This is a genomic window from Lysobacter hankyongensis (assembly GCF_039543145.1).
Lineage (GTDB): Bacteria > Pseudomonadota > Gammaproteobacteria > Xanthomonadales > Xanthomonadaceae > Lysobacter_I > Lysobacter_I hankyongensis.
In genome coordinates this window covers 720,441-745,062 of the sequence record NZ_BAABJE010000001.1, presented here as the reverse complement: position 1 = coordinate 745,062, position 24,622 = coordinate 720,441, and the positions used below count along the sequence as shown (strand labels likewise).

The following is a 24,622-nucleotide window of genomic DNA, read 5'->3' as shown; positions in this document are numbered from 1 at the left end:
GAAGTCGATGGCGGTCATCCCACAGGAAAAGGAATTGCAATGAAGATCACGACGAAGAAAAGCCTTGCGATGATGCTGTCCATCGCCGCGATGCTCGCGGCCGGCAGCGCCGCCGCGTTCTGGCCGCAGCCGACGACGGCCTGCACGGCCGCGAACGAAGGCGCGTTCGAGACCGTCTACCGCTGGACCCGCTGGGGCGAGGAGAGCTTCACCTATTACTGCAGCGACAGCACCTGGCAGATCTTCGAACACTGCGATCCGCGGGTCGGTTACTGCGTGGTCTATTGAGGCTTTCGCGTCGCCTCGCCGTGCGATGGCGCGTGCGGATTCCGCTTTGCGCCATCAACACGAACCCCGGCCTGAGCCGGGGTTCGTTCGTCACGACAGTACGGGACGACGCGCTTACGGCGTTGCGTTGATCGTCTGCTGGGCGTTGATGATGCCGGTGCCGATCGGCGTGCCGGCCGGCGGCACGACGCCGAAGGGCTTGCGGTTGTTCTTGATCAGCGTTTCGCAGGCCGAGGGCGTGCAATCGGTGCTGGGCTTGGAGCGCATCATCGCCACCAGACCGGCCACGTGCGGCGAGGCCATCGAGGTGCCGCTGTAATACACGTAGTTGTCGGCGCCCGGGACGGTGGTGCCGGCGTTGAGGGTGGACGCGATGCGGTCGCCCGGCGCCGAGATGTCCACGCCGGTGCCGTAGTTCGAGAACGAGGCCTTGGCGCCGGTGGAGGTGGTGGCGCCGACCACGATCAGGCCCGCGCCGGTGCAACTGGCGGGGGTGAAGCCGCTGACGTTGGCGTTGCTGTTGCCGGCCGCCACGACGACGACGGTGCCGCGGCTGAGCGCGCCGGTGATCGCGGTCTGCATGACCGAGCCGGCGCAGGTGCCGCCGCCGCCCAGGCTCATGTTGATCACGCTTGCCTTGTTCGCGCCCACCGCGGGAACGCCGGCGACGGTGCCGCCGGAAGCCCAGGTCACCGCATCGGCGATGTCGGCCAGCGAACCGCCGCAGCGACCGAGCGCGCGCACGGCCAGCACCTTCGCCTGATAGGCCATGCCGGCGACGCCGGTGGTGTTGTTGGTCAGCGCGGCGACGGTGCCGGCGACGTGGGTGCCGTGCCAGCTGGAGTTGCTGGCCGGCGAACCCGCGTAGCACTGGCCCGCGGTCGTCCAGTCGCCCGGATCCAGCGCGCTGCTGTCGCGGCCGTTGCCGTCGTTGGCGACGGTGACGTTGGAGATGAAGTCGTAGCCGTTGATGATGTTGGCGTTGAGGTCGACGTGCGGGCGGTAGCCGGTGTCGATCACCGCCACGATCTGCCCGGCGCCGCGGAAGCCGGTGTCCCAGGCGAGGTTGGCGTTGCTGCCGCCGACGCCGTTCTGCAGGCCGTACTGCACGCTGTAGAACTGGTCGTTGGGCGTGAGCGTGGGATACAGGCGGATGTTGGGTTCGACCGCCACCACGTCCGGGTCGGTGGCGATGGCGCGCATCAGCGTTTCGGCTTCGGCGCGATCCAGCGGACGATCGATGCCGATCAGGTCGGCGCCGACGCCGAGGGTGCGTTCGTGGCGGAGATTCGCCGCCTTCGAACGGGCGAAGGCGTTGCCGGCGACCGAGCCGATACGGCTCATCATGAGCGCCTTGTCGCGCTTGACCGAACTGCCGTCGCGATAGGTGACGATGATGCCGTCGATCGGCTCGCCCGAGGCGAGGCCGGACACGTTGACGCGATCGGCGGCGATGGCCTGCCCCGCGAGCAGGGTGGCGGACACGGCGACAGCGAGGGCGAGACGGCGGGTGTTGCGATGACGAATGGACATACTCGAAAACTCTCCATGTGTTGAGCAGTGACGTGGATCGCGAACGTCGGCCCCGGCGGTCCGGGGCGTCGGCATCGCATGACTTGCGACCCTGGACTTCCATCGCGATGGGGCGCGATGCGCGCTCCGCCGCCGAGCTTCGCGGGCGCTTTTGCGGCTGTCAAACCGCAATGCAGCAGGCTTCCCGAGGAAATGTGATGTTTGTCTTTGACCGAAGCGGCCTTCCTTTCGGGCAGGCGACGAGCGGTAGGCCCGGCCGCCGTCGGCCAGCGGGTGGCCGGGTGGGTGCGGCAAGCCACCCCGTCGATCGGCACGTGCGCTCTCCGGCCGGCCGGTCACAATTCGCCGCGAGCCTCGTCCTGGGAGGGTGGGCAGAACGACGACGGTGCGGCGCGATCGGCGGTTGGCGATCGCCGCTTCCGCGCCGCATGCCGCGTCCGCCGTATCTCTCCCGTCATCGACCCAGGAGCCGTTCCCGTGAGCCATCTCATCGATATCTTCCTGCAGCCGGGCAAAGTGTTCGCCGATCTCAAGGATCGGCCGACCTTCGTGCTGCCCTTCCTCGCGATCGTGGTGCCCACGGTCGCCTTCGTGATGATGTATTTCGCCAACGTCGATTCGGAGTGGTACAAGGACTACATGCTCGGCGCCGGCGGCGCGGAGATGACCGCGAAGGAGCTGGAGCAGGCACGGAAGATGATGCCGGGGGCCAACATGATGATGTGGATCAGCGCGGGCACCGCGGTGATCGGCGGCGCCTTCATGACGGCGCTGTACGCGCTGTATTTCCTGATCGCGGGCAAGCTCAGCGGCCAGCCGGTCGGCTTCCGCCACGGCCTTAGCCTCGCGACCTGGTCGAACATGCCGACGATTCTCGCCAGCGTGGTCGGCCTGATCGGCGTGTTCACCATGACCCCGCAGACGCCGATCGAATCGGTGTCGCTGCTCAACGTCGACCCGCTGTTCTTCGAACTGCCGCGCGACCACGCCTGGAGCAGCGTCGCCAAGAGTTTCAGCCTGCTGACGTTCTGGACGGTGCTGCTCGCGGCGCTGGGCTGGAAGACCTGGGGGCGCACCGGATGGGGCCAGGCGGTGCTGGTCGCTGCGCTGCCGCCGCTGACGATCTACGGCGCGATGGCGATCTTCGCGCTGCTGAAATGACCTGAACCACGACGACGGAACCGTATCGATGAAATTCAACCGAAAGTGGGCGATCGCCGGGCTGATCGTGGCCCTGATCGCCGTGCCTGTCCTGATCAAGAAAAGCCGCGGCGGCGGCGCGACCGGCGTGGACCTGGCCAAGGTCGAGGCGCAGCAGGTGCAGCCCAGCATCCTCGCCTCGGGCGTGCTCGCCTTCCGCAACGAAGTCGATCTCACCGCCGAGGTCACCGCCAAGGTGCGCACCATCCTGGTCAAGGAAGGCGACACGGTCGAACAGGGCCAGACCCTGCTGCTGCTCGATCCGGAGATCTACAACAACGCGATCGAGCGCGAGCAGGCCAGCCTGCGCCAGAGCCGCATCGGTATTGAGCGCCAGCGCGATCTGGTCGCGCTGCGCCAGAAGACCTACGAACGCAGTCGCGTGCTGGCCGAACAGCGGCTGATCGATCGCGCCCGTCTCGACGAAGACCGCAACCAGCTGGACCTGGCCCGCGCTGATCTGCGCACCAGCGAGGAATCGATGCTGCGCGCAGAATCCGTGCTCAACGACGCCCGCGAACAGCGCGCCAGGACCGAAATCCGTTCGCCGATTTCCGGCCGCGTGGTGTCGCTGCCGATCAAGGTTGGCGAAACCGCGGTGCCGTCGACTTCGGCCTTCGCCGGCGCGCAGCTGATGAAGATCGCCGACACCACGGAAATCATCGCCGAGCTGAAGGTCGACGAGGCCGACATCGCCAAGATCGACATCGGCCAGCGTGCCGAAGTCTTCGCCGCCGCGCATCCGGACACCGCGCTGAAGGGCACGGTCGAACAGATCGCGCTGGCGCCGACCATCGAAGGCCAGGGCCGCGCCTACAAGGTCACCGTGCGTCTGGTGGCGCCCGACGGCCTGCGCCTGCGCTCGGGCATGAGCGTGCGTTCGGACATCTTCCTCGGCGACGGCCAGCGCCGGCCGGCGGTGCCGGTGGAAGCGGTGGTCACCGACACCGACGAGAAGGGCGTGAGCACGCAGTCCGTCTGGGTGCAGCGCGACGGCAAGGCGACGAAGGTCGCGGTGCAGGTCGGCGTCTCCGACGACCGCTGGCAGGTGATCGAGAAGGGCGTGGTCGCGGGCGATACCGTGATCGCCGGTCCGACCAAGACCCTGCGTCTGCTCCGCGAGGGCGAAGCGGTGGAGCAGCGCAAGCCCGAGGAAACCGACGCCGGCAAGGCCGCGGGCGAGGACGGCGACGACGCATGATCGTGCTCAAGGACATCGTCAAGCGCTACACGATGGGCGACGACGTGGTGATGGCGCTCGCCGGGGTCGATCTCTTCATCGACCGCAACGAGTACGTCGCCCTGATCGGTCCGTCGGGATCGGGCAAATCGACGCTGATGAATCTGCTCGGCTGTCTGGATTCGCCGACCTCGGGCAGCTACACGCTCAACGGACGCGACACCTCCGGCATGAATGACAACGAGCTGGCGCAGGTGCGCAATCGCGAGATCGGCTTCGTGTTCCAGAGCTTCCATCTGCTGCCGCGGCTGACCGTGCTGCAGAACGTGATGCAGCCGCTGGTGTATCGCGGCATGCCTGCGGCCGAACGCCGTCGTCTGGCGGAAGACTCGCTGACGAAGGTCGGTCTGGGCGACCGCATGGGCCATCGCCCGAACCAGTTGTCCGGCGGCCAGCGCCAGCGCGTCGCGGTGGCGCGCGCGCTGGTCGGTTCGCCGTCGATCCTGCTCGCCGACGAACCCACCGGCAACCTCGATTCGCGCACGTCGGCCGAGATCATGGCGCTGTTCGACCAGCTGCACGCGCAGGGCCAGACCGTGGTGGTGGTGACCCACGAACCCGACATCGCCGCGCACTGCCATCGCACCATCCGGGTCAGCGACGGCCGCATCGTCGAGGACGTGCGCCGCGCCGATGCCGATCCGAATCCCCGCGGGAGCGCGCACTGATGTCCGCCTATCTCGAAGCCTTCCGCGCCGCGCTGACCAGCCTCGCCGGTCACCGCATGCGCAGTTTCCTCACCACCCTCGGCATCCTCATCGGCACCGCTTCGGTGATCGCGGTGGTCTCGCTGGTGCAGGGCTTTTCCGATTCGATCAAGAACCAGTTCTCCGATCTCGGCGGCAACGCGCTGACCCTGCGCGCGGTGAACGACAACGAGAACTTCCGCACCGGCAAGCTCAACAGCATCACCTTCGACGACATCGAAGTGCTGCGCTACCGGCTCGGCGGGGTGAAGGAAGTCGCGCCGGTCATGGTGGTCGACGCCGCCGGCGCCAGCTACCGCGGCCGCACCGCGATGCCGCAGGTGCAGGCCACCACCGCCGACTACTCGGCGGTGAACAATCGCTTCCCGAAGTACGGCCGGTTCCTGGTCGACAGCGACGACCAGGGCCATCGCCGGGTCGCGGTCATCGGCACCGAACTGCGCGATCAGCTGAAGATGCCCGAGAACCCGGTCGGCGAATATTTCACCATCGGCGGCGAGTGGTTCAAGGTGATCGGGGTGATGGACAAGCAGGGCGAAATCCTGGGTTTCAGCCAGGACAACTACGCCGTGATCCCGTTCGATGTCGGCCGCGCGAAGATGGGCAACAGCACCACGCCGATGATTTACGCCACCTTCACCGTCGCCGATCTGAAACAGGTCGAAACCGTGCGCGACCGCGCCAAGCGCGCGATCCGCGAGTCACGCGGCATCAAGCCCGGCAAGGACGACGACTTCAAGATCGAGGCCGCGGATTCGTTCCTGAAACAGTTCAACGAGATCACCGCCACCGCCACCGCGGTGCTCGCCGGCATCGTCGGCATCTCGCTGCTGGTCGGCGGCATCGGCATCATGAACATCATGCTGGTGTCGGTGACCGAGCGCACCCGCGAGATCGGCATCCTCAAGGCGCTGGGCGCGACCCGCCGCGACATCCTCGTGCAGTTCCTGCTCGAAGCCGGCCTCCTCGCGCTGCTCGGCGGTCTGATCGGCATCGCTCTGGGTTTCGCCATCGCGATCACCGTCTCCGCGCTGGTGCCCGGCGTTCCGCCCGCGTCGGTGCCGCTGTGGGCGGTGTTCGCCGCCGCCGGTTTTTCGGCCCTGGTCGGCGTGGTCTTCGGCATCATGCCGGCCTCGAAGGCCGCGGGGCTCGACCCCATCGAGGCGTTGCGGTACGAGTGAATCCGCTATGAAGTCATTTTTTAGTTCTGTGCAGATTGTACCTTGCTCTCAAGAATTTTCCTTGGCCAGGACGTGATGGTGAAAAATTGGTGTCCGATTTTTAATTTCATGTTTCCATCGATGCAATAATCCGCGCAAGCCCTCTCGGTTCAATCGTCCAGTGCGGTTTTAGTGATACGCCTATTGAAGTGATCAGCTTCGATCCATCACTCGCACTCATGATGTCTCTAACTTTTAATCTCCTCTCGATAGAGGACTTAAGTGCGATTTTGCTAAGCATTAATATGGCGAAAATTTCTTTTTGTGGCTTCGGTTTGGAATCGCCGGCCAAGACTGCTTCATAGCCGAGAGTCCACAATTTAGATGTATTGGAATTCGTGAGGTTCGGGTTGTTTTTGGGTGACCTGTATAAGTATTTCGGAGAAAAGGGCGCGCAGAGGAATACTTCTCCAATGTCGGAATGGTCTGATAGAAGAAATGTTTTCTCGCTTGTCGCTATTTCTGCTAAGCAGTCGATTTCTTCTTTGATCTCTCTCTTGATGGCATTTATATATCCCTCGCCATCTCCGATTTTTCCTCCTGGGGAGTGGAAATAAACTACTCCATTTTTTTCGTCCACATACCTTCTCGGCGTGACAAAGAGGTATAGGTCGTTGAAAAGTATCCTTGCGGATACAGAGATCTTTCCTTCTTGGGCTAGTTCGTCGTGACCGCCAATAATTTCGTCAATGTCGCATTGCGTTGGCGTGCTTTCGTCCCATTTTCGTTCAAAGAAAGTGTCGTAAAGGTTGTACATGGATCCTTCTTCGCCGGTTTTTTCTACCTTTAGAACTGCGGATTTTTCTGTGTTATTTTTTTGATGTATGTATGGCTGCACATACGCGAATTTATCGAATATGAATATTGTCCAATAGTAAGCTTCTCCGTGCGTTCTGCTTCGGACTAACGCGCGACTTCTCTTCTTGAGATTTTCTATTTTTTCTTTTGCGTATTTTATGTCTGATATCCATCCTTCCTGATTGGAATCTCTTTCCAAGGAGATTCTTCTTGTTAGGTATTTGTTTTTTTCGCCCGAATGGAGAATCCTAATTTTTGATTCTCTATTAACGGATTTTTCTAGATTGTCGTAGATGCTTTTTTGGGATCCTGCGAGTATTGTCTTGCCAAGATAAAAAAAAATCTTTATCTCCAGAGATGTTTTTATTTGTTCCAGTATCTCTTGTTCACATGAGGCCAAATTCTTAAAAGTCTTGACGAGGCCTGGAATGACGCCATCTGCCGATTCCCCTGTGCCTATGAGGGGCTTCGCTTTCTCCACGGGCGCTGAGGATGCTTCTGTAGAAGCTTTTTCAATGTCTCTTCTTAACTTGCTGGCCCAGTCAATATCACTGTTGTCATAAATTATCACCCTCATGCTCTTGAGGTCGAAAGGAATTTCCTTTTCTGATCTCGATATCAATACGGCGGGTTTTCCGATCGCGTGGGCTAGCCCCAGTTCGTAAAAAACATTTGGATTATTTCCGCTTATTTCGCACAAAATAAGATCGCATGCGCTGATAAGTTTTTTGATGTCTTCTATTACTGGATTCGTGGAATATGGTGCGTCGGCTTTGACCGGAATGAATCCGCTGCGTTCAAGCGCGGGGCCGTATATTTCCTCATAATACTTTCTATGGGTTTGGTCATACGGCATGATTACGAATGCATTTTTCATAAAAAATCCATTTCTTGAGAAGATTTCCCTTTACTTTACTCGCTCCACTTTCGTGCGCGTGTTGTAGCCCTTCACCGCGAGATACCATGCGTTCCCCGAGATGCTGGGGTTGATGCGCACGTCGGGGCTGTCGAGCTTCACGCCGACCAGCGCGGCGCCGTCGGTCTGACGCCAGACCTGGCCGTTGTCGAGGGTATAGGTGCGGCCCTTGCCGAAGCCGCGGAATTCGCCGGCGATGCGGGCGACGATCGGCTCGTTGGAGCCGAAGTGGAAGAAGCCGCGGTTCTCTTGTTCGACCTTGTCCTTGGCCTGCGCGGCGGCGGCGTTGGCGACCGTGTCGATCTTGCGGCCGAGCCAACCGTTGAGGCGGGCCAGTTCTTCGGGCGTGAGCTTGTCGAGGCCGGCGGCCTTGAACTCCTGCGGCGACATCTCGCGTTCGATCGGTTGTTGCTGGGCGAAGGCGGCGGCCGGGACGATCGCGATGGCCGCGAGCAGGGCGAGCGACGACAGGGAACGGAGCATCGACATGGGAGGGCCTTTGGGGATTACGCCGGAGGCGGCATGCGGCTAGTGTAGGCATACCCCCACCTGTTGAACACGCGTGTCCGTGTCCGCCGCCACCCCGCTGGATGTCCTGTTCGCGATGCCGCCCGTGGCGTCGCTGGGCGCGCCGTGGCGGCAGGCGCTGGCGCAGGCGGCCGGCCCCGAACCCCTGCCGGACGAGGTTCTCGCGCAGTTGGGCGACACCCTCGCCGCGCTGGCGCGGCTGAATGCGGACGGCGACGTGGTGCTGGCGACGATCCTGCACGACCTGCCGGCCTGGCGGGCGCGGATCGACCCGCAGCTGGCGAAGACCTGGCCGAGCGTCGCGACCCTGCTGGAAGGCCAGCGCGCCGCCGCCCAGGTGTGGACGCTGCATGCGGCCGACGCCGGTGGTCGCAACGCCGAGGGCCTGCGCCGGCTGCTGCTGGTGATGGTGAAGGACCTGCGGGTCGTGCCCGTGTTGCTGGCGCGCCAGCTGGCGCTGATGCACGCGGCCGGGCGTCGCCCCGAGGCCGAACGCCGGGCACTGGCGCAATTGACCCGCGACATCCACGCGCCGCTGGCCAACCGCCTGGGCATCTGGCAGCTGAAGTGGGAGTTGGAGGATCTGGCGTTCCGCCATCTCGAACCGGAGACCTACCAGAAGATCGCGCGGTCGCTCGACGAGAAGCGCGGCGATCGCGAGCGCTACATCGAGCAGGTGAAGCGCGAACTCGGCGAAGCGCTGAAGGCGCAGGGCGTGGATGCGGAGGTCGCCGGGCGGCCGAAGCACATCACCAGCATCTGGAAAAAGATGCAGAAGAAAGGTGTGCCGATCAGTGAGCTCTATGATCTGCGCGCCGTGCGGCTAATCGTCGAGGACGTCCCTTCCTGCTATCTTGTGTTAGGCGTTGTTCATTCAATATGGTCGCCTATTCCGAACAGAGTAGACGATTACATCGCGCGGCCCAAGCGCAACGATTACCGTTCGCTGCACACCGCGGTGGTCGGGCCGGAAGGCAAGACCCTCGAGGTGCAGATCCGCACCCACGACATGCACGCGCAGGCCGAGCTGGGCGTGGCCGCGCACTGGCGCTACAAGGAAGGGCGCAGCGCGCCCGCCGACGCCTCGCTGGACCGCAAGATCGAATGGATGCGCCGGCTGCTGGACGGCGGCCGCGACGATGCCGACAACGATCACGACAGCGGCAGGCGTCTCGCCAACGCCCTCGACAGCGAACTGATCGAAGACCGCATCTACACGCTGACCCCGCAGGGCGACGTGATCGATCTGCCCAACGGCGCCACGCCGCTGGATTTCGCCTATCACGTGCACACGATGGTGGGCCACCGCTGCCGCGGCGCGAAGGTCGACGGCCGGATCGTGCCGCTGGATTACAAACTGCGCAGCGGCGAACGCATCGAAATCCTCACCGCGAAGACCGCCGAGCCGCGGCGCGACTGGCTGGTGGCGGCGAACGGGTTTCTCGCCAGCGGCCGCTCGCGCGACAAGGTGCGGGCGTGGTTCCACAAGCTGGACCGCGCGCGCAACGTGCAGGCCGGTCGCGAGATGCTGGAAAAGGAGCTGCGGCGGCTGTCGCTGCTGCAGGCCGATCTCGCGCCGATGGTGGCGAAATTCAACGTGCCGTCGGTGGAGGATCTGTACGTGCTGGTGGCGCTGGGCGACGTGGGTCCGCACCAGGTCGGGCGCGCGCTGCTCGATCACGAGCGCAGCCGCCAGGACGCCGGTGCCGCCGCGGACAGCGGGCGCGGCGAGCAGTCCCGCGGCGAGCTCGCGCGCGCGCCGCCGAAGATCGCGCCGAAGCCGGTGTCGGGATCGGCCTTCACGGTGGTCGGCGTCGACAACATGCTGGTGCAGATCGCGCGCTGCTGTCAGCCGCTGCCGGGCGAACCCATCGCCGGGTATCTCACCCGCGGACGCGGCGTCAGCGTGCATCGCGCCGACTGCGCCGCATTCCTGCGCCTCTCCGCCGGTCAGCCGCAGCGCGTGCTGTCGGTGGAGTGGGGGCGCACCGGCGGCGGCCATAGCGCGAACGTGGTGGTGGATGCGGTCGACCGCCGCTGGCTGCTGAAGGACCTGACCAATCTCATCGCCCAGGACGACGCCCACGTGCTGTCGATCCAGAGCGAAGGGCGGGAAGGCAGCCGCGTGCGCCTGCGGCTGCGGCTGCGGGTGCGCGATCACGAACAGCTGAGCCGGCTGCTGGGCCGGATCGACAGCCTGCCCGGCGTGGAGACGGTGCGGCGGGCGTGATCGGCATGGCGCGGATTGCGCGGGCCTCATCGGCCCGGGCGCGGCGCGATATGCTCCCGCCGTGACCGCCCGCCGTGACTCCGCACTGCGACTTGTCCGCGAACGCCTGCGCGCCCATTGGCCGTGGCTGTTGGCGGTCGCGTTGCCGTTGCTGTTCGCGCTGGGCTGGCTGTTGCGCGCCTCGCTCGCGGAACGGCTGTGGCCCGAAGCCGAGGCCGAACGCCTGCGCCAGCAGGCCGAACGCGCCCTGCGGCAGGGACGGCTGACCGCAGAGGACGGCAGCGGCGCGCGCGAACTGTACGAAGCCGCGGTCGCGATCGATCCGGATCGCGCCGAACTGCGCGCCGGACTCGGGCGGGTGGCGCAGGCCGCGGTGCGCCGGGCGCGGGAGGCGGTCGACGACGGGCGTTTCGAGGACGCGCACCGCGCGCTGCGGCTGGCGCGGGCGCTGTCGGCACCGCGGGCGCAGACCGATGCGGTCGCCGAACGGCTGCGGCTGCGCGAAGCCGCGATGGCCGGCATCGACACCCTGCTGCAGGCCGCGGACGCCGCGCGCGTCGCCGGGCGTCTGGTCGGCGACGACGCGGCCGCGTTGCCGCTGTACCGGCGCATCCTCGCGCTGCAGCCGCAGCATCTGCGCGCGCTCGAGGGTCGCGAGGATGCGCTGACCGTCGTGCTGCAGCAGGCGCGCGAGGCCATCGCCCGCGGCGATCCGGCGCGGGCGGCGGCGGAGATCGCGCTCGCCCGCGCGTACGACGCCGGGCATGCCGATCTGCCCGAAGCGCAGGCCGCGCTCGCGCAATCGATCGAGCGGATGCGGCGCCGTGCCGACGCCGATCTGCGTGCGGGTCGTCTCGCGCGCGCGGCGGACGGTTATCGCGCGTGGCGCGACAGCGGTCTCGACACCGCGGATGCGGAAACGGCGCTGCAGGCGGTCGCGCGCGCGCATGCGGCGCGGTCGCGCAAGGCCGCGGCCGATTTCGAATTCGCGGTCGCGCGCGAAGCGCTGGCGTCGGCGCAGGCGCTCGCGCCCGATGCGCCCGAAACGATCGCCGCGCGCGAAGCACTGTCGCGCGCCGAGCGCGCCCGCACCGATGCCGGCCCGAAACCGCTGACCCCCGCGGCGGAGCGACGCCTGCGTCGACTGCTGCTGGACGCCGCCGCGGCCGAGGCCCGCGGCGCATGGCTCACGCCGCCGGGCGACAGCGCCTTCGACAAACTCCGTGCCGCGCGTGCGCTCGCGCCCGACGACGCCGGCGTGCGTCGCGCCAGCGCGCGGATGCTGCCGCGGGTGCGGGAGTGTTTCGAACAGGAACTGCGCGACAACCGGCTGCAGCGCGCGCGGGTTTGCCTGGATGCACGACTTGCGCTGGAAGGCGGCAGCCGCGACGCCGACCGCGCCCGCGCGCGGCTCGCGCAGCGTTGGGTTGCGGTCGGCGAAGAGCGCCTGGGCGGCGGCGATGTCGACGGCGCCCGCGCCGCGCACGACGCCGCGCGCGGTCTCGATGCGAAGGTGGACGGGCTGCAGGCGCTGAGCGAACGCCTGCGCGCGGTGGCGCCGATGGAGCGTTGATCCCGGCTCATTCGGGCCGGTAGAGCGGCCTTCAGGCCGCTGCGTTCCAAGAAAAAACAGCGGCCTGAAGGCCGCTCTACCGCGCCAGAAACACCCGCCGCACCGTCTCCCGCGCGGCATCCAGCGAAAAATGCGCGGCGACGCTGTCGAGGCCGTTGCGGGCGAGGCTGGTCCACAGCGCTTCGTCGTCGTACAGACGGACCACCGCGTCGGCGAAGGCCTGCGGATCGTCGGCGACGAGCGCGTCGATGCCGTCGCGCAGATGCATGCCTTCGACCGCGCAGGCGGTGGCGACCACCGGCTGGCCGTGGGCCATGCTGAGATTGACCTTGCCCTTCACGCCGGCGCCGTAGCGCAGCGGGGCGATCGCGATGCGGCAGCCGTCCATGAACGGATCGATGTCGGCGACGTGGCCGTGCACGATCACGCCCGGGACCGCGGCCAGCGCTTCGATGTCCGGAGGCGTGTGGCTGCCGATGCAGTGGAAGCGCACGTCCGGCAGGCGCGCGCGGATCGACGGGAACACCGACTGCACGAACCAGCGCACCGCGTCGACGTTCGGCGGATGGCGGAAGCCGCCGACGAACACCAGGTCCTGGCGTTCCGCGAACGCGCGGCCGGCGCCGGCGACGCGATGCAGGTTCGACAGGATCTCGACCCGCGCGTCCGGGGCATCGCTGCGCAGCAGCGCGCGTTCCACTTCGCTCACCACCAGGGTGATGTCCGAACTTGCGATGACATCGAGTTCCCGCGCGCGGGTTCGTTCGGCCGCGCGCGCCAGCGCGGCGTCGCCCGCGACCTCGGCGCCGCGGCGTTCGCGCAGGTAGTGCAGATCGACGGTGTCGAAGATCCGCCGCGCCTGCGGCGCGTGCGCGCGCAGCAGCGGCAGGAATTCCGCGGCGACATAGTGCCGGCTGACCATGACGGCGTCGAAACGCGCGCCGTGTTCGCGCAGCCAGGCCGGCGGACGCGCCGCGAACGGCGCATGCCAGGCCTCCACGCCCATCCGCTGCAACTGCGTCGCGTAGGGTTCGACGCGATGGCGGTCGGCGGGCAGGAAGACCACGTGCGCGCCTTCCTCGCGCAGCAGCCGCATCAGATTCACCAGCCGCAGCGAGCCCGAATCGTGATCCGGGCGCGGCGTCTGCGCGTCGATGATCAGGATCTGTTTTTGCCGGCGGTGCAGCAGGGCCGGGGTCGGCACCGTGTTCGCGGGCAACTGCGCCGCCAGCGCCGCGGCGCGATGCGCGGCGAAGGTCGCGCGGTTGCGCACCTGGTAGGCCTTCATGCCGACGGCGGTATCGGTGCCGGCGGTGCCGCCCTCGACGTGCACGACCTTTGACGCCGGCTGATAGAGCACGCGGCGCCCCGCGGCGCGCACCGCGAACGCCAGATCGGTGTCTTCGTAATAGGCCGGTGCGTAGCGCGCATCGAAGCCGCCGAGCGTGGCGAACAGCGCGCGCGGGATCGCGATCGCCGCGCCGCTGGCGTAGTCGCAGTCGCGCAGATAGGCGAAACGCGGGTCTTCGGGCGATTCGAACTTGCCGTAGTTCCAGCCGCCGCCGTCGGCGAAGACCACGCCACCGCCTTCCTGCAGGCGGCCGTCGGGATAGAGCAGTTGCGCGCCGACCAGACCCGCGCCGGGCTCGGCCGCGAAGGTGTCGAGCAGCGCTTCCAGCCAGCCCGGCTGCGGAATCGTGTCGTTGTTCAGGAAGATCAGGTATTCGCCGCGCGCCAGCGATGCGCCGTCGTTGCAGGCGGCGATGAAGCCGCCGTTCTGCGCGCGGCGGTGGTAGCGCACGCCCGCCACCTGCGGCAGCGCCTCGACGGTCTCGTCGCGGCAACCGTCGTCGACCACGATCACCTCGAACGGCGTCGACGGCGGATGCGCCGCGAGCGCGCGCAGGCAGGCGAGGGTATGCGCGAACTGGTCGTAGACCGGGATCACGAGGCTGGCGACGGGCGCGTCGGCCACGATGCCGGCGTGCGCGCCGCCGGCGTGGAGGTCGACGGTGGGGACGGCGAACGGCGCGAAGGGTGTCGGCGACGGGGCGTACAGCGCGCCCGCCGGCAGCGGCGCGGCACGACGGAACTGGGCGCGGGTGCGGTCCCAGGTGGCGCGCCAGCCGCGGCTGCGCAGGCTGGTCCAGCCGCGCCGGATCAGGCCGAGTCCGCGGTGGAACAGGAACCGCAGATCGGCGGGCGTGAACGACATCCTGAAGGAACTCCGGCGAGGGGCGGGGGTGACGCAGGAGGCCGGGGTGCCGGTTCCGACAGCCTGCTAGACTCCGGTCGGCATTTTCGCATCTTCGTCCCCCGCCCACAGGCAAGCCTCCCCCGAATGGCCCGAAACGACGATATCGACGACGATCTGGACGAGGACGATCTGGATGACGAGGTCAGCACGGACGACGACAGCGACGGAAGCGACGGCGGCTGGCGACGGCGGGTCCTGCGCTGGGGCGCGGTCGCGATCGCGATCGGCCTGGGCTTCCTGATTCCCTACACCCTGTACCTGAACCATCAGGTCAGCGTCCGCTTCGGCCAGTTGCGCTGGCAGGTGCCGACCCGCGTCTACGCCCGCCCGCTGCAACTGGCGCCGGGCCTGGCGATGGACGCGCGCACGCTGAAGACCGAGCTCGACGCCGCCTCCTATCGCGACGACGGCAAGGGCGAAAAGCCCGGCACCTACGGCCGCGACGGCGGGCGCTGGCGGATCGCCAGCCGCGGCTATCAGGACGTGGGCGGCCCGGTCGGTCCCAGCCGGGTCGAAGTGCTGCTGTCGGGCGGGCGCGTGGCCACGGTGCGCGACCTCGGCCGCAACCGCGCGGTGAAATCCGTGCGCCTCGATCCCGCCCGCATCGCCACGCTGTACGGGCAGAAGCAGGAAGAGCGCCGACTGGTGCGCATCGACGAAGTGCCGCCGATGCTCACCGACACCCTGCAGGCGGTGGAGGACCGCGATTTCGCGCGCCACATCGGCATCGATTTCAGTGGCATGGCGCGCGCCGCGTTCGTGGCGCTGAAAAGCGGCGGCGAAGTGCGCCAGGGCGGCAGCACCCTGACCCAGCAGCTCGCGCGCTCCGGCCTGCTCGGCATCGGCAAGGAGCAGACGCTCAGCCGCAAGTTCAACGAAATCCTGTACGCGCTGATCATCGATGCGCGCTACGAGAAGGGCGTGATTCTCGAGGCCTATCTCAACCAGGTCGACATCGGCCAGCGCGGTTCGCAGGCGATCCACGGCTTCGCCTCCGGCGCCGAGTTCTATTTCGGCCGCCAGCTCGACGACCTCACCACCGAGCAGATCGCGCTGCTGGTGGGCTTGGTGAAGGGCCCGTCCTGGTACAACCCGCGGCGCAATCCCGAGCGCGCGCTGGAACGCCGCAATCTGGTGCTCGCGAAGATGCTGGAGACCGGGATCATCGACCGCAAGGAATACGACCGCGCGGTGAAGACACCGCTGGGCGTGACCGAAGGTCCCGGCAGTCTGGTCGCGAACCGCTTCCCGGCGTATGTGGACCTCGTCCGCCGTCAGCTCGCCCGCGATTATCCCGAGGACGAACTGCAGGGCGCGGGCCTGACCGTGATGACCGGCATGTCGCCGTCCGCGCAGGCCTATGCCGAAGGCGCGGTCACCCGGACGATGAAGGCGCTGAGCAACGCGCGTCGCCCGCCGCTGCAGGCCGGCGTGGTCGTCACCGACGTGCACAACGGCGAAGTGGTGGCGGTGATCGGCAGCCGCACCTTCGAGGAGCACGGCTTCAACCGCGCGGTGCAGGCGCAGCGTCCGGTCGGTTCGCTGCTCAAACCGTTCGTGTATCTGCTCGCGCTGGCGCAGCCGGACAAATATTCGCTCGCGAGCCTGGTCGACGATTCGCCGGTGACCATCACTCTCGACAACGGCCGGCGCTGGAACCCCGGCAATTCCGACGGTCGCAGCCACGGGACGGTGCGATTGATCGATGCGCTGGCGATGTCCTACAACCAGTCGACGGTGCGCGTGGGCATGGACGTGGGCCCGCAGCGGCTCGGCGAACTGCTGCGCACGCTCGCGGGCATCGAGGGCGGGCAGAATCCGTCGCTGATCCTGGGTTCGCTCGACCAGAGCCCGTACGCGATGGCGCAGCTCTATCAGTTCCTCGCGTCCGGCGGCGAGATCCAGCCGCTGCACGCGGTGCGCGGCGTGCTCGACGCCAACGGCAAGGCGCTGAACCGTTACGACGACGCGCCGAAACCGGCGCAGACCGGCGACGCCATCGCCGCGCGGCTGGTCACCTCGGCGCTGCAGCAGGCGGTCACGTCCGGCACCGGCCGCCAGCTGATGAGCGACGGCCTCGGTCGGCTGCAGCCCGCGGGCAAGACCGGCACCAGCAACGACAGCCGCGACAGCTGGTTCGCCGGCTGGACCGGCGACCACCTCGCGGTGGTCTGGGTCGGCAACGATCAGAACGCGCCCACCGGCCTGTACGGCGCCACCGGCGCGATGCGCGTGTGGTCCGGGCTGTTCTCGCGGCTCCCCACCGCCCCGCTGCAGGTCGGCGGCAAGGGCATCGACTGGCAGTGGGTCGCCGGGTCGAACACCACCGACGCCGGTTGTCCGGGCGCGCGCCTGATCGGTTTCGTCGCCGGTTTCGCGCCGCCTTATCAGGCCTGCGTGCTGGCCGAACCCGACGCGGAGAACGCCGAGGGCGGCGAAGGCGACGCGCAGGGGTTCTGGCAGCGCATCTTGGGCATCGGCGGCGGCAACGACGGCGACGACGATGCCGCGGCGCGCCAGCGCGAACAGCAGCAGCGCGAAGAGCGCGAACGCCAGCAGCGCCAGGACGAGGACGACGCGCGCCAACGCGAACAGCAGACCCGCGAGGACGAGCGCATCCGCCGCGACAACGATCGCCGTTACGCTGAGCTGCGCGCCCGCGACGAGGCGTATCGCGAACAGCAGCGTCGCGATCAGGAATACCGCGAGGCGCGCGAACGGGAGGCTTACGAACGGAATGCTCGGGAGCGCCAGGAGCGCGAAGAGGCCTATCGCCGCGAACAGGAACGCCGCGAACGCGAGCAGCGCGAGCGCGAACAGCGCGGCATGCTCGATCCGCACGGCAACGCCCTGGTGCGCATCGCATGATCCGTCGTCGCCTTCGCCACGCATCGTCGGTCGCATGCGTCTGCGCGCTCGCCGGCCTGCTCGCGGCCTGCAACAGCACGCCGCCCGCGCCCGAGTGGACCGGCCCGGCGCCCGAGCAACTGGTCGCCGAGATCCGCGCGGCGGGCAAGGCCGCGGTGGATGAACTGGACGTGCAGCCGCTGCGCGACCCGATGGTCGAGGACCTGCGGGTGAAGGCCGCGCAGGCCGAACGCCGCCGCGATTACGCCGAGGCCGCGACCGCGCTCGACCAGGCGCTGGGACTGTCGCCCGAGGACCCGGCGCTGCTGCAGGAACGCGCCGAGGTCGCCGTGCTGCTCAAGGATCTCGACAAGGCCGGTGCGCTCGCGCGACGCGCGTTCGAGACCGGCGCCAAGGTCGGTCCGCTGTGCCGCCGGCACTGGGCGACGATCCGTCATCAGCTCGTCTTCCGGCAGCGGGCCCTGCAGGCGCAGGCCGCGGCGCGCAAGCTCAAGGGCGACAAGCTGGCGCAGTGGGAGCGCGCATCGATGCAGACCGCGGCCGCGCTGATCGATGCCGAACAGGCGCAGGCGGCCTGCACGCTCACCGGTCCGCCGCGTTACTGAACCCTCGGCATGCATGGATTCGACGATCCTGTCCGCAGCGACGACGGTGCGGAAACGCACGGCGACGCATCGTCGCGCTCCGCCTTCGCACGCGCCGCACGCGACGCCCTGACCGGCGGCGGTGCGCTCGCGGACGCGATTCCCGGCTTCGCGCCGCGCCTGCCGCAGCAGCAACTGTCGATGGCCATCGCCGAAACGGTGGAAGACCGTGCGGTGCTGCTGGCCGAGGCCGGTACCGGCACCGGCAAGACCTTCGCGTATCTGGTGCCGGCGCTGCTGTCGGGACTGAAGACCATCGTGTCCACCGGCACCCGCGCGCTGCAGGATCAGCTGTATCACCGCGATCTGCCGCGGGTGCGCGACGCGCTGGGCAAGGGCGTGAAGACCGCGCTGCTCAAGGGGCGCGCGAATTACCTGTGCCGATATCGGGTCGAAAAGACCAAGGGCGAGCCTCGCTTCACGTCGAAGGAACAGATCACCCAGTTCCAGCGCATCGTCGCCTGGAGCGGGCGCACGCGTCTCGGCGATCTCGCCGAACTCGACGCCCTGCCCGAGGACTCGCCGCTGCTGCCGATGGTCACCTCGACCACCGACAATTGTCTCGGCAGCGATTGCCCGTTCTGGGACGACTGCTTCGTCGTGCAGGCGCGGCAGCGCGCGCAGGCCGCGGACGTGGTCGTCGTCAACCACCATCTGTTGCTCGCCGATCTGGCGCTGAAACAGGAAGGCTTCGGCGAAATCCTGCCGGGTGCGCAGGTGTTCGTCGTCGACGAGGCCCACCAGTTGCCCGAACTCGCCGCGCAGTTCTTCGGCGAAGGCCTGAGCGCGCGGCCGCTGGTGGAACTGGCGCGCGATGCGCTGGCCGAATGCAAGACCACCACCGGCGCGCTGGCCGTGCTGCAGTCGCCGGCGCGCGCGCTGGAAGAGACCACGCGGGCGATGCGCGCCGCGATGGAGGGCTTGCCCACCCGCGGCACCCGCTGGCGCGCGCTGCAGGAATCGGGTGTGTTCGATGCGCTGAGCGCGCTCGACGACGCGCTGTGCGCCTTCATCGATGCGGTGACGCCGCTGCGCGAAGCCGCGCCCGGCTTCGACAGTTGCCACGCGCGCGCGATCGAACAGCGCTCGCGCCTGTTGCGCTGGGCGCCGCCGGATTTCGGCCGGCGTCATTTCGCGCAGAGCGATGATGCCGAGATCCCGGCGAATCACGCGCTGGAGATCGCCCACGACGATGCCCGGGACGATGCGGCCTTGGATCATGATGCAGCGCAGGATCTCGACACGCCGGCGAAGGACGACAAGCTGTGGGACGTGCGCTGGTACGAACTGTCGGCGCGCGGCTTCCGCTTCCAGCGCACGCCGCTGGATGTGTCGGGGCCGCTGCGCACGCATCGCGAACAGTCGCGCGCGGCCTGGGTGTTCACTTCGGCGACGCTGGCGGTGGCCGGCGGCTTCGATCATCTGACCGAACGCCTGGGCCTCGACGCACCGCGGACGCTGATCGCGCCGAGCCCGTTCGACTGGCCGCGGCAGGCGCTGTGCTATCTGCCGCAGCGGATGCCGGAGCCCAACTCGCGCGACTTCACGCCGGCGGTGATCGACGCCGTGCGCCCGGTGCTCGAAGCCTCGGGCGGGCGCGCGTTCCTGCTGTTCGCCTCGCATCGCGCGCTGCGCGAAGCCGCTGAACTGCTGCGCGCTTCGGCCTGCCCGTGGCCGCTGTTCGTGCAGGGCGACGCGCCGCGTTCGGTGCTGCTGCAGCGCTTCCGCGATTCCGGCAACGGCGTGCTGCTCGGCGCCGCCAGTTTCCGCGAAGGCGTGGACGTGGCCGGCGACGCGTTGAGCGTGGTCGTCATCGACAAGCTGCCGTTCGCCGCGCCCGACGACCCGGTGTTCGAAGCACGGCTCGACGCGATCCGTCGCGACGGCGGCAATCCCTTTCGCGACGAACAACTGCCGCAGGCGGTGATCGCGCTGAAGCAGGGCGTCGGCCGCCTGATCCGCACCGAAACCGACCGCGGTGTGCTGGTGCTCTGCGATCCGCGCCTGATCGGAAAATCCTACGGCCGCACGTTCTTCGACTCGCTGCCGCCGTTCGCGCGTACGCGTTCGCTGGACGAGGTGCGGGCGTTTTTCGATGACGCGATATCTCCGGAGCCGGCGCTGTAGGTCGGGCCCAGGCCCGACATCCCGCCCTGCCCGATCGTTCCGGACAATGAGCCGAGCGGCTTCGATCATTCTCACGACACTTACGGAGAGACGCAGTGTCGGGCCGAGGCCCGACCTACAATAGCCGCATGAAACTCCTCGCCTTCGAACTCTCCACAGAAGCCTGCTCCGTCGCCCTGTGGGTCGATGGCGATGTGCGCGGGCGTCACGAGATCGCGCCGCGCCGCCACGCCGAGCTGGCCTTGCCCTGGGCCGAAGCGTTGCTGGCCGAGGCCGGGATCGCGAAGTCGCAGCTCGATGCCGTCGCCGTCGGTCGCGGGCCCGGGGCGTTCACCGGCGTGCGCCTGGGCGTCGCCATCGCGCAGGGCATCGCGCTGGCGCTGGATCGCCCCGCGGTGCCGGTGTCCACGCTCGCCGCGCTCGCGTTGCGGGCGGTGCCGCTCGGCGCGGGGCTGGTCGATGCTCGCGGCGACGACGCGGGCGACCGCGTGTTCGCGGCGATCGACGCGCGCATGCGCGAGGTCTACGTCGCGGCGTTCGCGTTCGAACGCGGCATCGATGGCGGCCTGCACCCGCGCCCGCTCGACGACGCGCGCGTGCAGCCGCCGGATGCGGCGATGCCGCCCGGCGAAGTCACCGGCTGGTACGGCGTCGGCACCGCGCTCGCGGCGGAAGGCGGCGCGCTGCGGACCCGCCTCGCGCCGCGGCTGCGCGCGGTAGATGCCGACGCGCTGCCGCACGCGACGGACGTCGCCGCGCTGGCGCACGCCGCGTTCCTGCGCGGCGAAGCGGTGGCGCCCGAACAGCTCGAACCGGCCTATCTGCGCAACCAGGTGGCGCTCACCCTCGTCGAACAGCAGGCGCTGCGCGCCCGCCGCGATGCCGGCGCGCCCTAGAGCGTGTTATGCACTTTTGACAGGTCGCGAAGGCCGCCTGCGGGCCTGAGCCAAGGCGCGCGCCGCCGCCAAGGCTGGTGGCCTTGGCAAGGTGCGCAACGCCGGATCGGGCCCGCAGACGGCCTTCCCTCCGGGTTGCGCCCGCGCCATGCAGCGACTGGTCGACCGCACACCACGATCGCGCCGCCGCGCGTCGCGGCCGCTGCCGACGGCAGAAAGGCTTTTCCGCCTGCGGCCCGTGGCTTGCCTTGGCCACCAGCCAAGGCTGCGCCACGGAACCTTGTCTCGGCGCCAGAGGCTGCGCAACGCGACCTGCCAAAAGTGCATAACACGCTCTAAGGCATAGGCCATCGGTCACGGGAACTCGCGCCGGTCCGCGGAGGTCGATGCAGGATCGATACGCCATCCGGGGAATGTCATGACCGAGACCGCACCGCGCGCCACGGGCGCCGCCAGATCGCGCTTCTGGCGCAACGAATGGGCGACCTTCGCGGTCTTCCTGCTGCTGCTCACCGTCGCCCGCACTTCGCTGGCCAACCATTACCAGGTGCCGAGCGGTTCGATGGAGCCGACGCTGATGCCCGGCGACCGCATCGCCGTGAACATGCTGGCCTACGGCCTGCGCGTGCCGTTCACCGACATCGAACTGATCGATCGCGGCGAGCCGCAGCGCGGCGACGTGGTGGTGTTCAAATCGCCGGCCGACGGCACGCGCCTGATCAAGCGCGTGGTCGCGGTCGGTGGCGATACCGTCGCGCTGGTCGATGGCCGGCTGTGGATCGACGGCAAAGCGCTGCACGATGCCGACGCCAGCGACATCGAACATTTCGGCGATCGCGACGTGACCTTGAATCTCGCCCACGGCGGCGGTCCGGACATCGCCACCGGCACGATTCCCGCAGGCATGGCGCTGGTGCTCGGCGACCATCGCGGCAACAGCGCGGACGGCCGCTTCTTCGGCCTGGTGCCGATGAAATCCCTCTACGCCAAGGCCGCGGCGGTGTACTACCGTCGCGGCGAAGGGTTCGGCTGGACGCGGTTGTGACGCATCTGCAGGAGGGCCTTCAGGCCCGAGCGTTTAGCCATGCGCCGGGATCTCCGATCATCGGCATCGGGCACAAAAACCTCGGGCCTGAAGGCCCTCCTACTCGTCGATCAACTCGCCACCGGGCAGGAACTGCCAGGTGCGCACGACGTTGAGGATGTCCGGATTTTCCGGCGTCTTCGGCAACGGCGGGTAGGGCTCGGCGAGCTTCGCGATGCGCAGCGCGGCCTCGTCCAGCAGCGGAATGCCGCTGGACTGCACGATGTCCGCGCGTTCGATCGAGCCGTTGCGACGGATGCCGATGTTGATCACCACCGTGCCCGACAGCCCGCGTCGGCGCGCTTCGTCCGGATAGTTGAGATTGCCGACGCGCTCGGCGCGGTCGACCCATGCGCGGAGATAGTTCGCCCAGGCGTACTCCTGGGTGCTGGCGGAAACGAACTTGCGGGTCGGCCGTTTCGCATAGCGGGCCGAGCGCAGATGGATCTCCGCCGCCAGCCGCGCCATCGCCATGTCGTGCTGGATCTTCTTTTCGCCGACGCGGTTCGGCGTGGGCTCCGCTTCCGGTCGACGGCTGGGGGCGGGGAGCCGGGTCTCGGCGGTGGGGCTGGTCACCACCCGCGCCTCGGGCGGCGGCGAGGGCGCCGGCGATTGCGCGCGCACCGACTGCGGCGCCACCCCGGTCTCGGTCTGCGGCACGGTGCCCGGCTGCGGGTCGCGCGGACGGCTGGCCTTGTCGTGCTCGCCGCCGCCCTGGTTGTTGGCCTGGGCGAGGAAGTCGGCCTGCTTCGGCGTGAGCGGGGTCTGGGTCTGGGTCAGGATCACGTCCAGCATCGGCACCACCGGCGCCGCCCGTTCCAGGGCGAAGCCGACACCGAGGATCAGCAGGCCGTGGAACAGCAGCGACAGCACCAGGGTCGCCCCGAGGCGCTGGTCCTCGCCGATGGCCGGCGGCGGTGGCAGGGAGGCGGCGGTCGCTGCCATCGGTCAGGCGGTCGCCTCCAGCGCGTCGAACAGCAGCCCGGCGATGTTCAGGCCGAACTGCTTGTCCAACTCGCGGATGCAGGTGGGGCTGGTGACGTTGACTTCGGTCAGGTAGTCGCCGATCACGTCCAGACCCACGAAGCGCATGCCGCGGCGCTTCATCTCCGGCCCCACCTGGGCCGCGATCCAGCGGTCGCGCTCGCTCAGCGGGCGGCCCTCGCCGCGGCCGCCGGCGGCCAGATTGCCGCGGAATTCGTCGCCCTGCGGGATCCGCGCCAGGCAATAGTCCACCGGCACGCCGTCGATCAGCAGGATGCGCTTGTCGCCGTCGACGATCTCCGGGATGTAGCGCTGGGCCATGGCCAGATGACGGTCGCCCCCGGTCAGGGTTTCCAGGATCACGTTCAGGTTCGGATCGCCGGCCCGGGCGCGGAAGATCGAGCGTCCGCCCATGCCGTCGAGGGGCTTCAGAACGGCGTCGCCGTGTTCGGCGACGAACGCTTTGATTTCGGAGGATTTCCTGCTGACGATGGTGATCGGGCAGCACTGCGGGAACTCCAGCGCGGCCAGCTTCTCGTTGTGGTCGCGCAGCCCGGCCGGGTCGTTCACCACCAGCGCGCCGGCGCGCTGGGCGGCGCTGAGGATCTGGGTGTCGTGGATGAACTCCGGATCGACCGGCGGATCCTTGCGCATGAGGATCAGGTCGGCCGGTCCCAGCGCACGGTGTGATGCAGGTCCGGTTTCGAACCAGCCCGACGCATCGTCGCGCACACGCAGCGGTGCGACCTCGGCCGTCGCGATGCCGCCGCGCATGCCGAGTCCGCCGGGAGTGACGTAAAACAACCGATAGTGACGCTGCTGGGCTTCCAGCAACATCGCAAATGTGGAGTCTTTCGCAATTTTGATCGACTCGATCGGATCCATGACCACGAGAACATCGCGCATCGGTTTCGACATTCCACTGCACCTGCATGATTCGTCGGCCCGGATGGTAACAAGGCGGCGTCGTCGAAGCCCGCATTCCGTGTTGCTGGCCGGAAAATTGCTAACGGAACCTTGACAGTCCAGCTTCAGACTGGGATATAGGTGGCTGAAAATGATGACAAACACGCAGCACGGTCATCGACTGCCGGGTGCATGGGGAGACATGATGACGCAAGACGAGAATCCAGCCGGCGGCCTCCAGGGTTTGCGGGTGATGGTGATCGACGATTCGAAGACCATCCGACGCACCGCCGAAACCCTGCTCAAGCGAGAAGGGGCCGAAGTGGTGACCGCGACCGATGGCTTCGAAGCGCTCGCCAAGATCGCAGACCAACGTCCGCAGATCATCTTCGTGGACATCATGATGCCGCGGCTCGACGGCTATCAGACCTGCGCGCTGATCAAGAACAACCAGGTGTTCAAGCACACGCCGGTGATCATGCTGTCTTCCAAGGATGGTCTGTTCGACAAGGCCCGCGGCCGCATCGTCGGCTCGGAGCAATACCTCACCAAGCCGTTCACCCGCGAAGAACTTCTCGACGCCATCCGCACGCACGTCAACGCCTGACCGGGGGGACAGGCAA

General features: G+C 67.7%; 19 protein-coding genes. 13 read left to right on the top strand and 6 right to left on the bottom strand.

The window, feature by feature from the left end; translation table 11 throughout:
• Positions 1 to 39: 39 nt before the first annotated feature.
• The gene (locus ABD974_RS03390; protein WP_345301841.1) at positions 40 to 288 is read left to right on the top strand and encodes a hypothetical protein; all 249 of its coding nucleotides are present in this window, start codon (positions 40 to 42) and stop codon (positions 286 to 288) included.
• 114 nt (positions 289 to 402) lie between these two features.
• On the opposite strand, the gene ABD974_RS03385 is transcribed toward ABD974_RS03390, so the two are convergent.
• On the bottom strand, positions 403 to 1,821 hold the full coding sequence (locus tag ABD974_RS03385) for a S8 family peptidase (protein WP_345301840.1): 1,419 nt from the start codon (positions 1,819 to 1,821) through the stop codon (positions 403 to 405).
• 477 nt (positions 1,822 to 2,298) lie between these two features.
• On the opposite strand from ABD974_RS03385, the gene ABD974_RS03380 reads away from it, so the two are divergent.
• From ABD974_RS03380 to ABD974_RS03365, 4 genes are read left to right on the top strand one after another with little or no spacing between them, the layout of a single operon-like run.
• Positions 2,299 to 2,982 (top strand): YIP1 family protein, encoded by a 684-nt coding sequence (locus ABD974_RS03380; protein WP_345301839.1) that lies wholly within the window; start codon positions 2,299 to 2,301, stop codon positions 2,980 to 2,982.
• A gap of 28 nt (positions 2,983 to 3,010) precedes the next feature.
• Positions 3,011 to 4,222 carry an efflux RND transporter periplasmic adaptor subunit gene (locus ABD974_RS03375; protein WP_345301838.1) on the top strand — a complete coding sequence of 404 codons (1,212 nt, stop codon included), beginning with the start codon at positions 3,011 to 3,013 and terminating at the stop codon, positions 4,220 to 4,222.
• The gene (locus ABD974_RS03370; RefSeq protein ID WP_345301837.1) at positions 4,219 to 4,929 is read left to right on the top strand and encodes an ABC transporter ATP-binding protein; all 711 of its coding nucleotides are present in this window, start codon (positions 4,219 to 4,221) and stop codon (positions 4,927 to 4,929) included. Before ABD974_RS03375 ends, ABD974_RS03370 begins: the two co-directional genes overlap by 4 nt.
• On the top strand, positions 4,929 to 6,149 hold the full coding sequence (locus tag ABD974_RS03365; protein ID WP_345301836.1) for an ABC transporter permease: 1,221 nt from the start codon (positions 4,929 to 4,931) through the stop codon (positions 6,147 to 6,149). The genes ABD974_RS03370 and ABD974_RS03365 overlap by 1 nt, the downstream gene beginning before the upstream one ends.
• Before the next feature lie 106 nt (positions 6,150 to 6,255).
• Here ABD974_RS03365 and ABD974_RS03360 read toward each other — a convergent pair whose 3' ends face one another.
• Positions 6,256 to 7,863 (bottom strand): NUDIX hydrolase, encoded by a 1,608-nt coding sequence (locus ABD974_RS03360; protein WP_345301835.1) that lies wholly within the window; start codon positions 7,861 to 7,863, stop codon positions 6,256 to 6,258.
• A 30-nt stretch (positions 7,864 to 7,893) separates the two neighbouring features.
• On the bottom strand, positions 7,894 to 8,391 hold the full coding sequence (locus ABD974_RS03355) for a hypothetical protein (protein ID WP_345301834.1): 498 nt from the start codon (positions 8,389 to 8,391) through the stop codon (positions 7,894 to 7,896).
• Positions 8,392 to 8,506: 115 nt separating this feature from the next.
• Between ABD974_RS03355 and ABD974_RS03350 the strand changes: the two genes are divergently transcribed.
• Entirely contained in the window at positions 8,507 to 10,660 is a 2,154-nt protein-coding gene (locus ABD974_RS03350; protein WP_345301965.1) for a RelA/SpoT family protein, read from the top strand.
• 61 nt (positions 10,661 to 10,721) lie between these two features.
• Entirely contained in the window at positions 10,722 to 12,233 is a 1,512-nt protein-coding gene (locus tag ABD974_RS03345) for a hypothetical protein (RefSeq protein WP_345301833.1), read from the top strand.
• 76 nt (positions 12,234 to 12,309) lie between these two features.
• On the opposite strand, the gene ABD974_RS03340 is transcribed toward ABD974_RS03345, so the two are convergent.
• Positions 12,310 to 14,448 carry a glycosyltransferase gene (locus ABD974_RS03340; protein ID WP_345301832.1) on the bottom strand — a complete coding sequence of 713 codons (2,139 nt, stop codon included), beginning with the start codon at positions 14,446 to 14,448 and terminating at the stop codon, positions 12,310 to 12,312.
• 126 nt (positions 14,449 to 14,574) lie between these two features.
• Between ABD974_RS03340 and mrcB the strand changes: the two genes are divergently transcribed.
• The 5 genes from mrcB (at position 14,575) to lepB (ending at position 22,070) form a co-directional block, all read left to right on the top strand.
• On the top strand, positions 14,575 to 17,358 hold the full coding sequence (gene mrcB / locus ABD974_RS03335) for a penicillin-binding protein 1B (protein ID WP_345301831.1): 2,784 nt from the start codon (positions 14,575 to 14,577) through the stop codon (positions 17,356 to 17,358).
• Entirely contained in the window at positions 17,355 to 17,963 is a 609-nt protein-coding gene (locus tag ABD974_RS03330; RefSeq protein ID WP_345301830.1) for a tetratricopeptide repeat protein, read from the top strand. Before mrcB ends, ABD974_RS03330 begins: the two co-directional genes overlap by 4 nt.
• A gap of 9 nt (positions 17,964 to 17,972) precedes the next feature.
• Entirely contained in the window at positions 17,973 to 20,129 is a 2,157-nt protein-coding gene (gene yoaA, locus ABD974_RS03325; RefSeq protein ID WP_345301829.1) for a DNA repair helicase YoaA, read from the top strand.
• Positions 20,130 to 20,257: 128 nt separating this feature from the next.
• Complete coding sequence (gene tsaB / locus ABD974_RS03320; RefSeq protein WP_345301828.1) at positions 20,258 to 21,025, top strand: tRNA (adenosine(37)-N6)-threonylcarbamoyltransferase complex dimerization subunit type 1 TsaB; 768 nt, start codon at positions 20,258 to 20,260, stop codon at positions 21,023 to 21,025.
• 418 nt (positions 21,026 to 21,443) lie between these two features.
• On the top strand, positions 21,444 to 22,070 hold the full coding sequence (lepB, locus tag ABD974_RS03315) for a signal peptidase I (RefSeq protein ID WP_345301827.1): 627 nt from the start codon (positions 21,444 to 21,446) through the stop codon (positions 22,068 to 22,070).
• 99 nt (positions 22,071 to 22,169) lie between these two features.
• Here lepB and ABD974_RS03310 read toward each other — a convergent pair whose 3' ends face one another.
• Both ABD974_RS03310 and gshB read right to left on the bottom strand, forming a co-directional pair.
• Positions 22,170 to 23,054 (bottom strand): energy transducer TonB, encoded by an 885-nt coding sequence (locus ABD974_RS03310; RefSeq protein ID WP_345301826.1) that lies wholly within the window; start codon positions 23,052 to 23,054, stop codon positions 22,170 to 22,172.
• A gap of 3 nt (positions 23,055 to 23,057) precedes the next feature.
• Positions 23,058 to 23,999: a glutathione synthase gene (gene gshB, locus ABD974_RS03305; protein WP_345301964.1), complete on the bottom strand. Its 942-nt coding sequence runs from the start codon at positions 23,997 to 23,999 to the stop codon at positions 23,058 to 23,060.
• 205 nt (positions 24,000 to 24,204) lie between these two features.
• Here gshB and pilG point away from each other — a divergent pair, with 205 nt between their 5' ends.
• Positions 24,205 to 24,606, top strand: coding sequence for a twitching motility response regulator PilG (pilG, locus tag ABD974_RS03300; RefSeq protein ID WP_345301825.1), 402 nt, complete (start codon positions 24,205 to 24,207; stop codon positions 24,604 to 24,606).
• Positions 24,607 to 24,622: the final 16 nt, after the last annotated feature.

Excerpts from the sequence above, each read along its gene's own strand:
- ABD974_RS03310 (WP_345301826.1), bottom strand. The coding sequence starts at position 23,054 with ATGGCAGCGACCGCCGCCTCCCTGCCACCGCCGCCGGCCATCGGCGAG.
- ABD974_RS03370 (WP_345301837.1), top strand. The coding sequence starts at position 4,219 with ATGATCGTGCTCAAGGACATCGTCAAGCGCTACACGATGGGCGACGAC.
- pilG (WP_345301825.1), top strand. The coding sequence starts at position 24,205 with ATGACGCAAGACGAGAATCCAGCCGGCGGCCTCCAGGGTTTGCGGGTG.
- ABD974_RS03340 (WP_345301832.1), bottom strand. The coding sequence starts at position 14,448 with ATGTCGTTCACGCCCGCCGATCTGCGGTTCCTGTTCCACCGCGGACTC.
- ABD974_RS03360 (WP_345301835.1), bottom strand. The coding sequence starts at position 7,863 with ATGAAAAATGCATTCGTAATCATGCCGTATGACCAAACCCATAGAAAG.
- yoaA (WP_345301829.1), top strand. The coding sequence starts at position 17,973 with ATGCATGGATTCGACGATCCTGTCCGCAGCGACGACGGTGCGGAAACG.
- ABD974_RS03355 (WP_345301834.1), bottom strand. The coding sequence starts at position 8,391 with ATGTCGATGCTCCGTTCCCTGTCGTCGCTCGCCCTGCTCGCGGCCATC.
- gshB (WP_345301964.1), bottom strand. The coding sequence starts at position 23,999 with ATGCGCGATGTTCTCGTGGTCATGGATCCGATCGAGTCGATCAAAATT.
- ABD974_RS03385 (WP_345301840.1), bottom strand. The coding sequence starts at position 1,821 with ATGTCCATTCGTCATCGCAACACCCGCCGTCTCGCCCTCGCTGTCGCC.
- ABD974_RS03350 (WP_345301965.1), top strand. The coding sequence starts at position 8,507 with ATGCCGCCCGTGGCGTCGCTGGGCGCGCCGTGGCGGCAGGCGCTGGCG.
- ABD974_RS03390 (WP_345301841.1), top strand. The coding sequence starts at position 40 with ATGAAGATCACGACGAAGAAAAGCCTTGCGATGATGCTGTCCATCGCC.
- ABD974_RS03330 (WP_345301830.1), top strand. The coding sequence starts at position 17,355 with ATGATCCGTCGTCGCCTTCGCCACGCATCGTCGGTCGCATGCGTCTGC.
- ABD974_RS03375 (WP_345301838.1), top strand. The coding sequence starts at position 3,011 with ATGAAATTCAACCGAAAGTGGGCGATCGCCGGGCTGATCGTGGCCCTG.
- mrcB (WP_345301831.1), top strand. The coding sequence starts at position 14,575 with ATGGCCCGAAACGACGATATCGACGACGATCTGGACGAGGACGATCTG.
- tsaB (WP_345301828.1), top strand. The coding sequence starts at position 20,258 with ATGAAACTCCTCGCCTTCGAACTCTCCACAGAAGCCTGCTCCGTCGCC.
- lepB (WP_345301827.1), top strand. The coding sequence starts at position 21,444 with ATGACCGAGACCGCACCGCGCGCCACGGGCGCCGCCAGATCGCGCTTC.
- ABD974_RS03365 (WP_345301836.1), top strand. The coding sequence starts at position 4,929 with ATGTCCGCCTATCTCGAAGCCTTCCGCGCCGCGCTGACCAGCCTCGCC.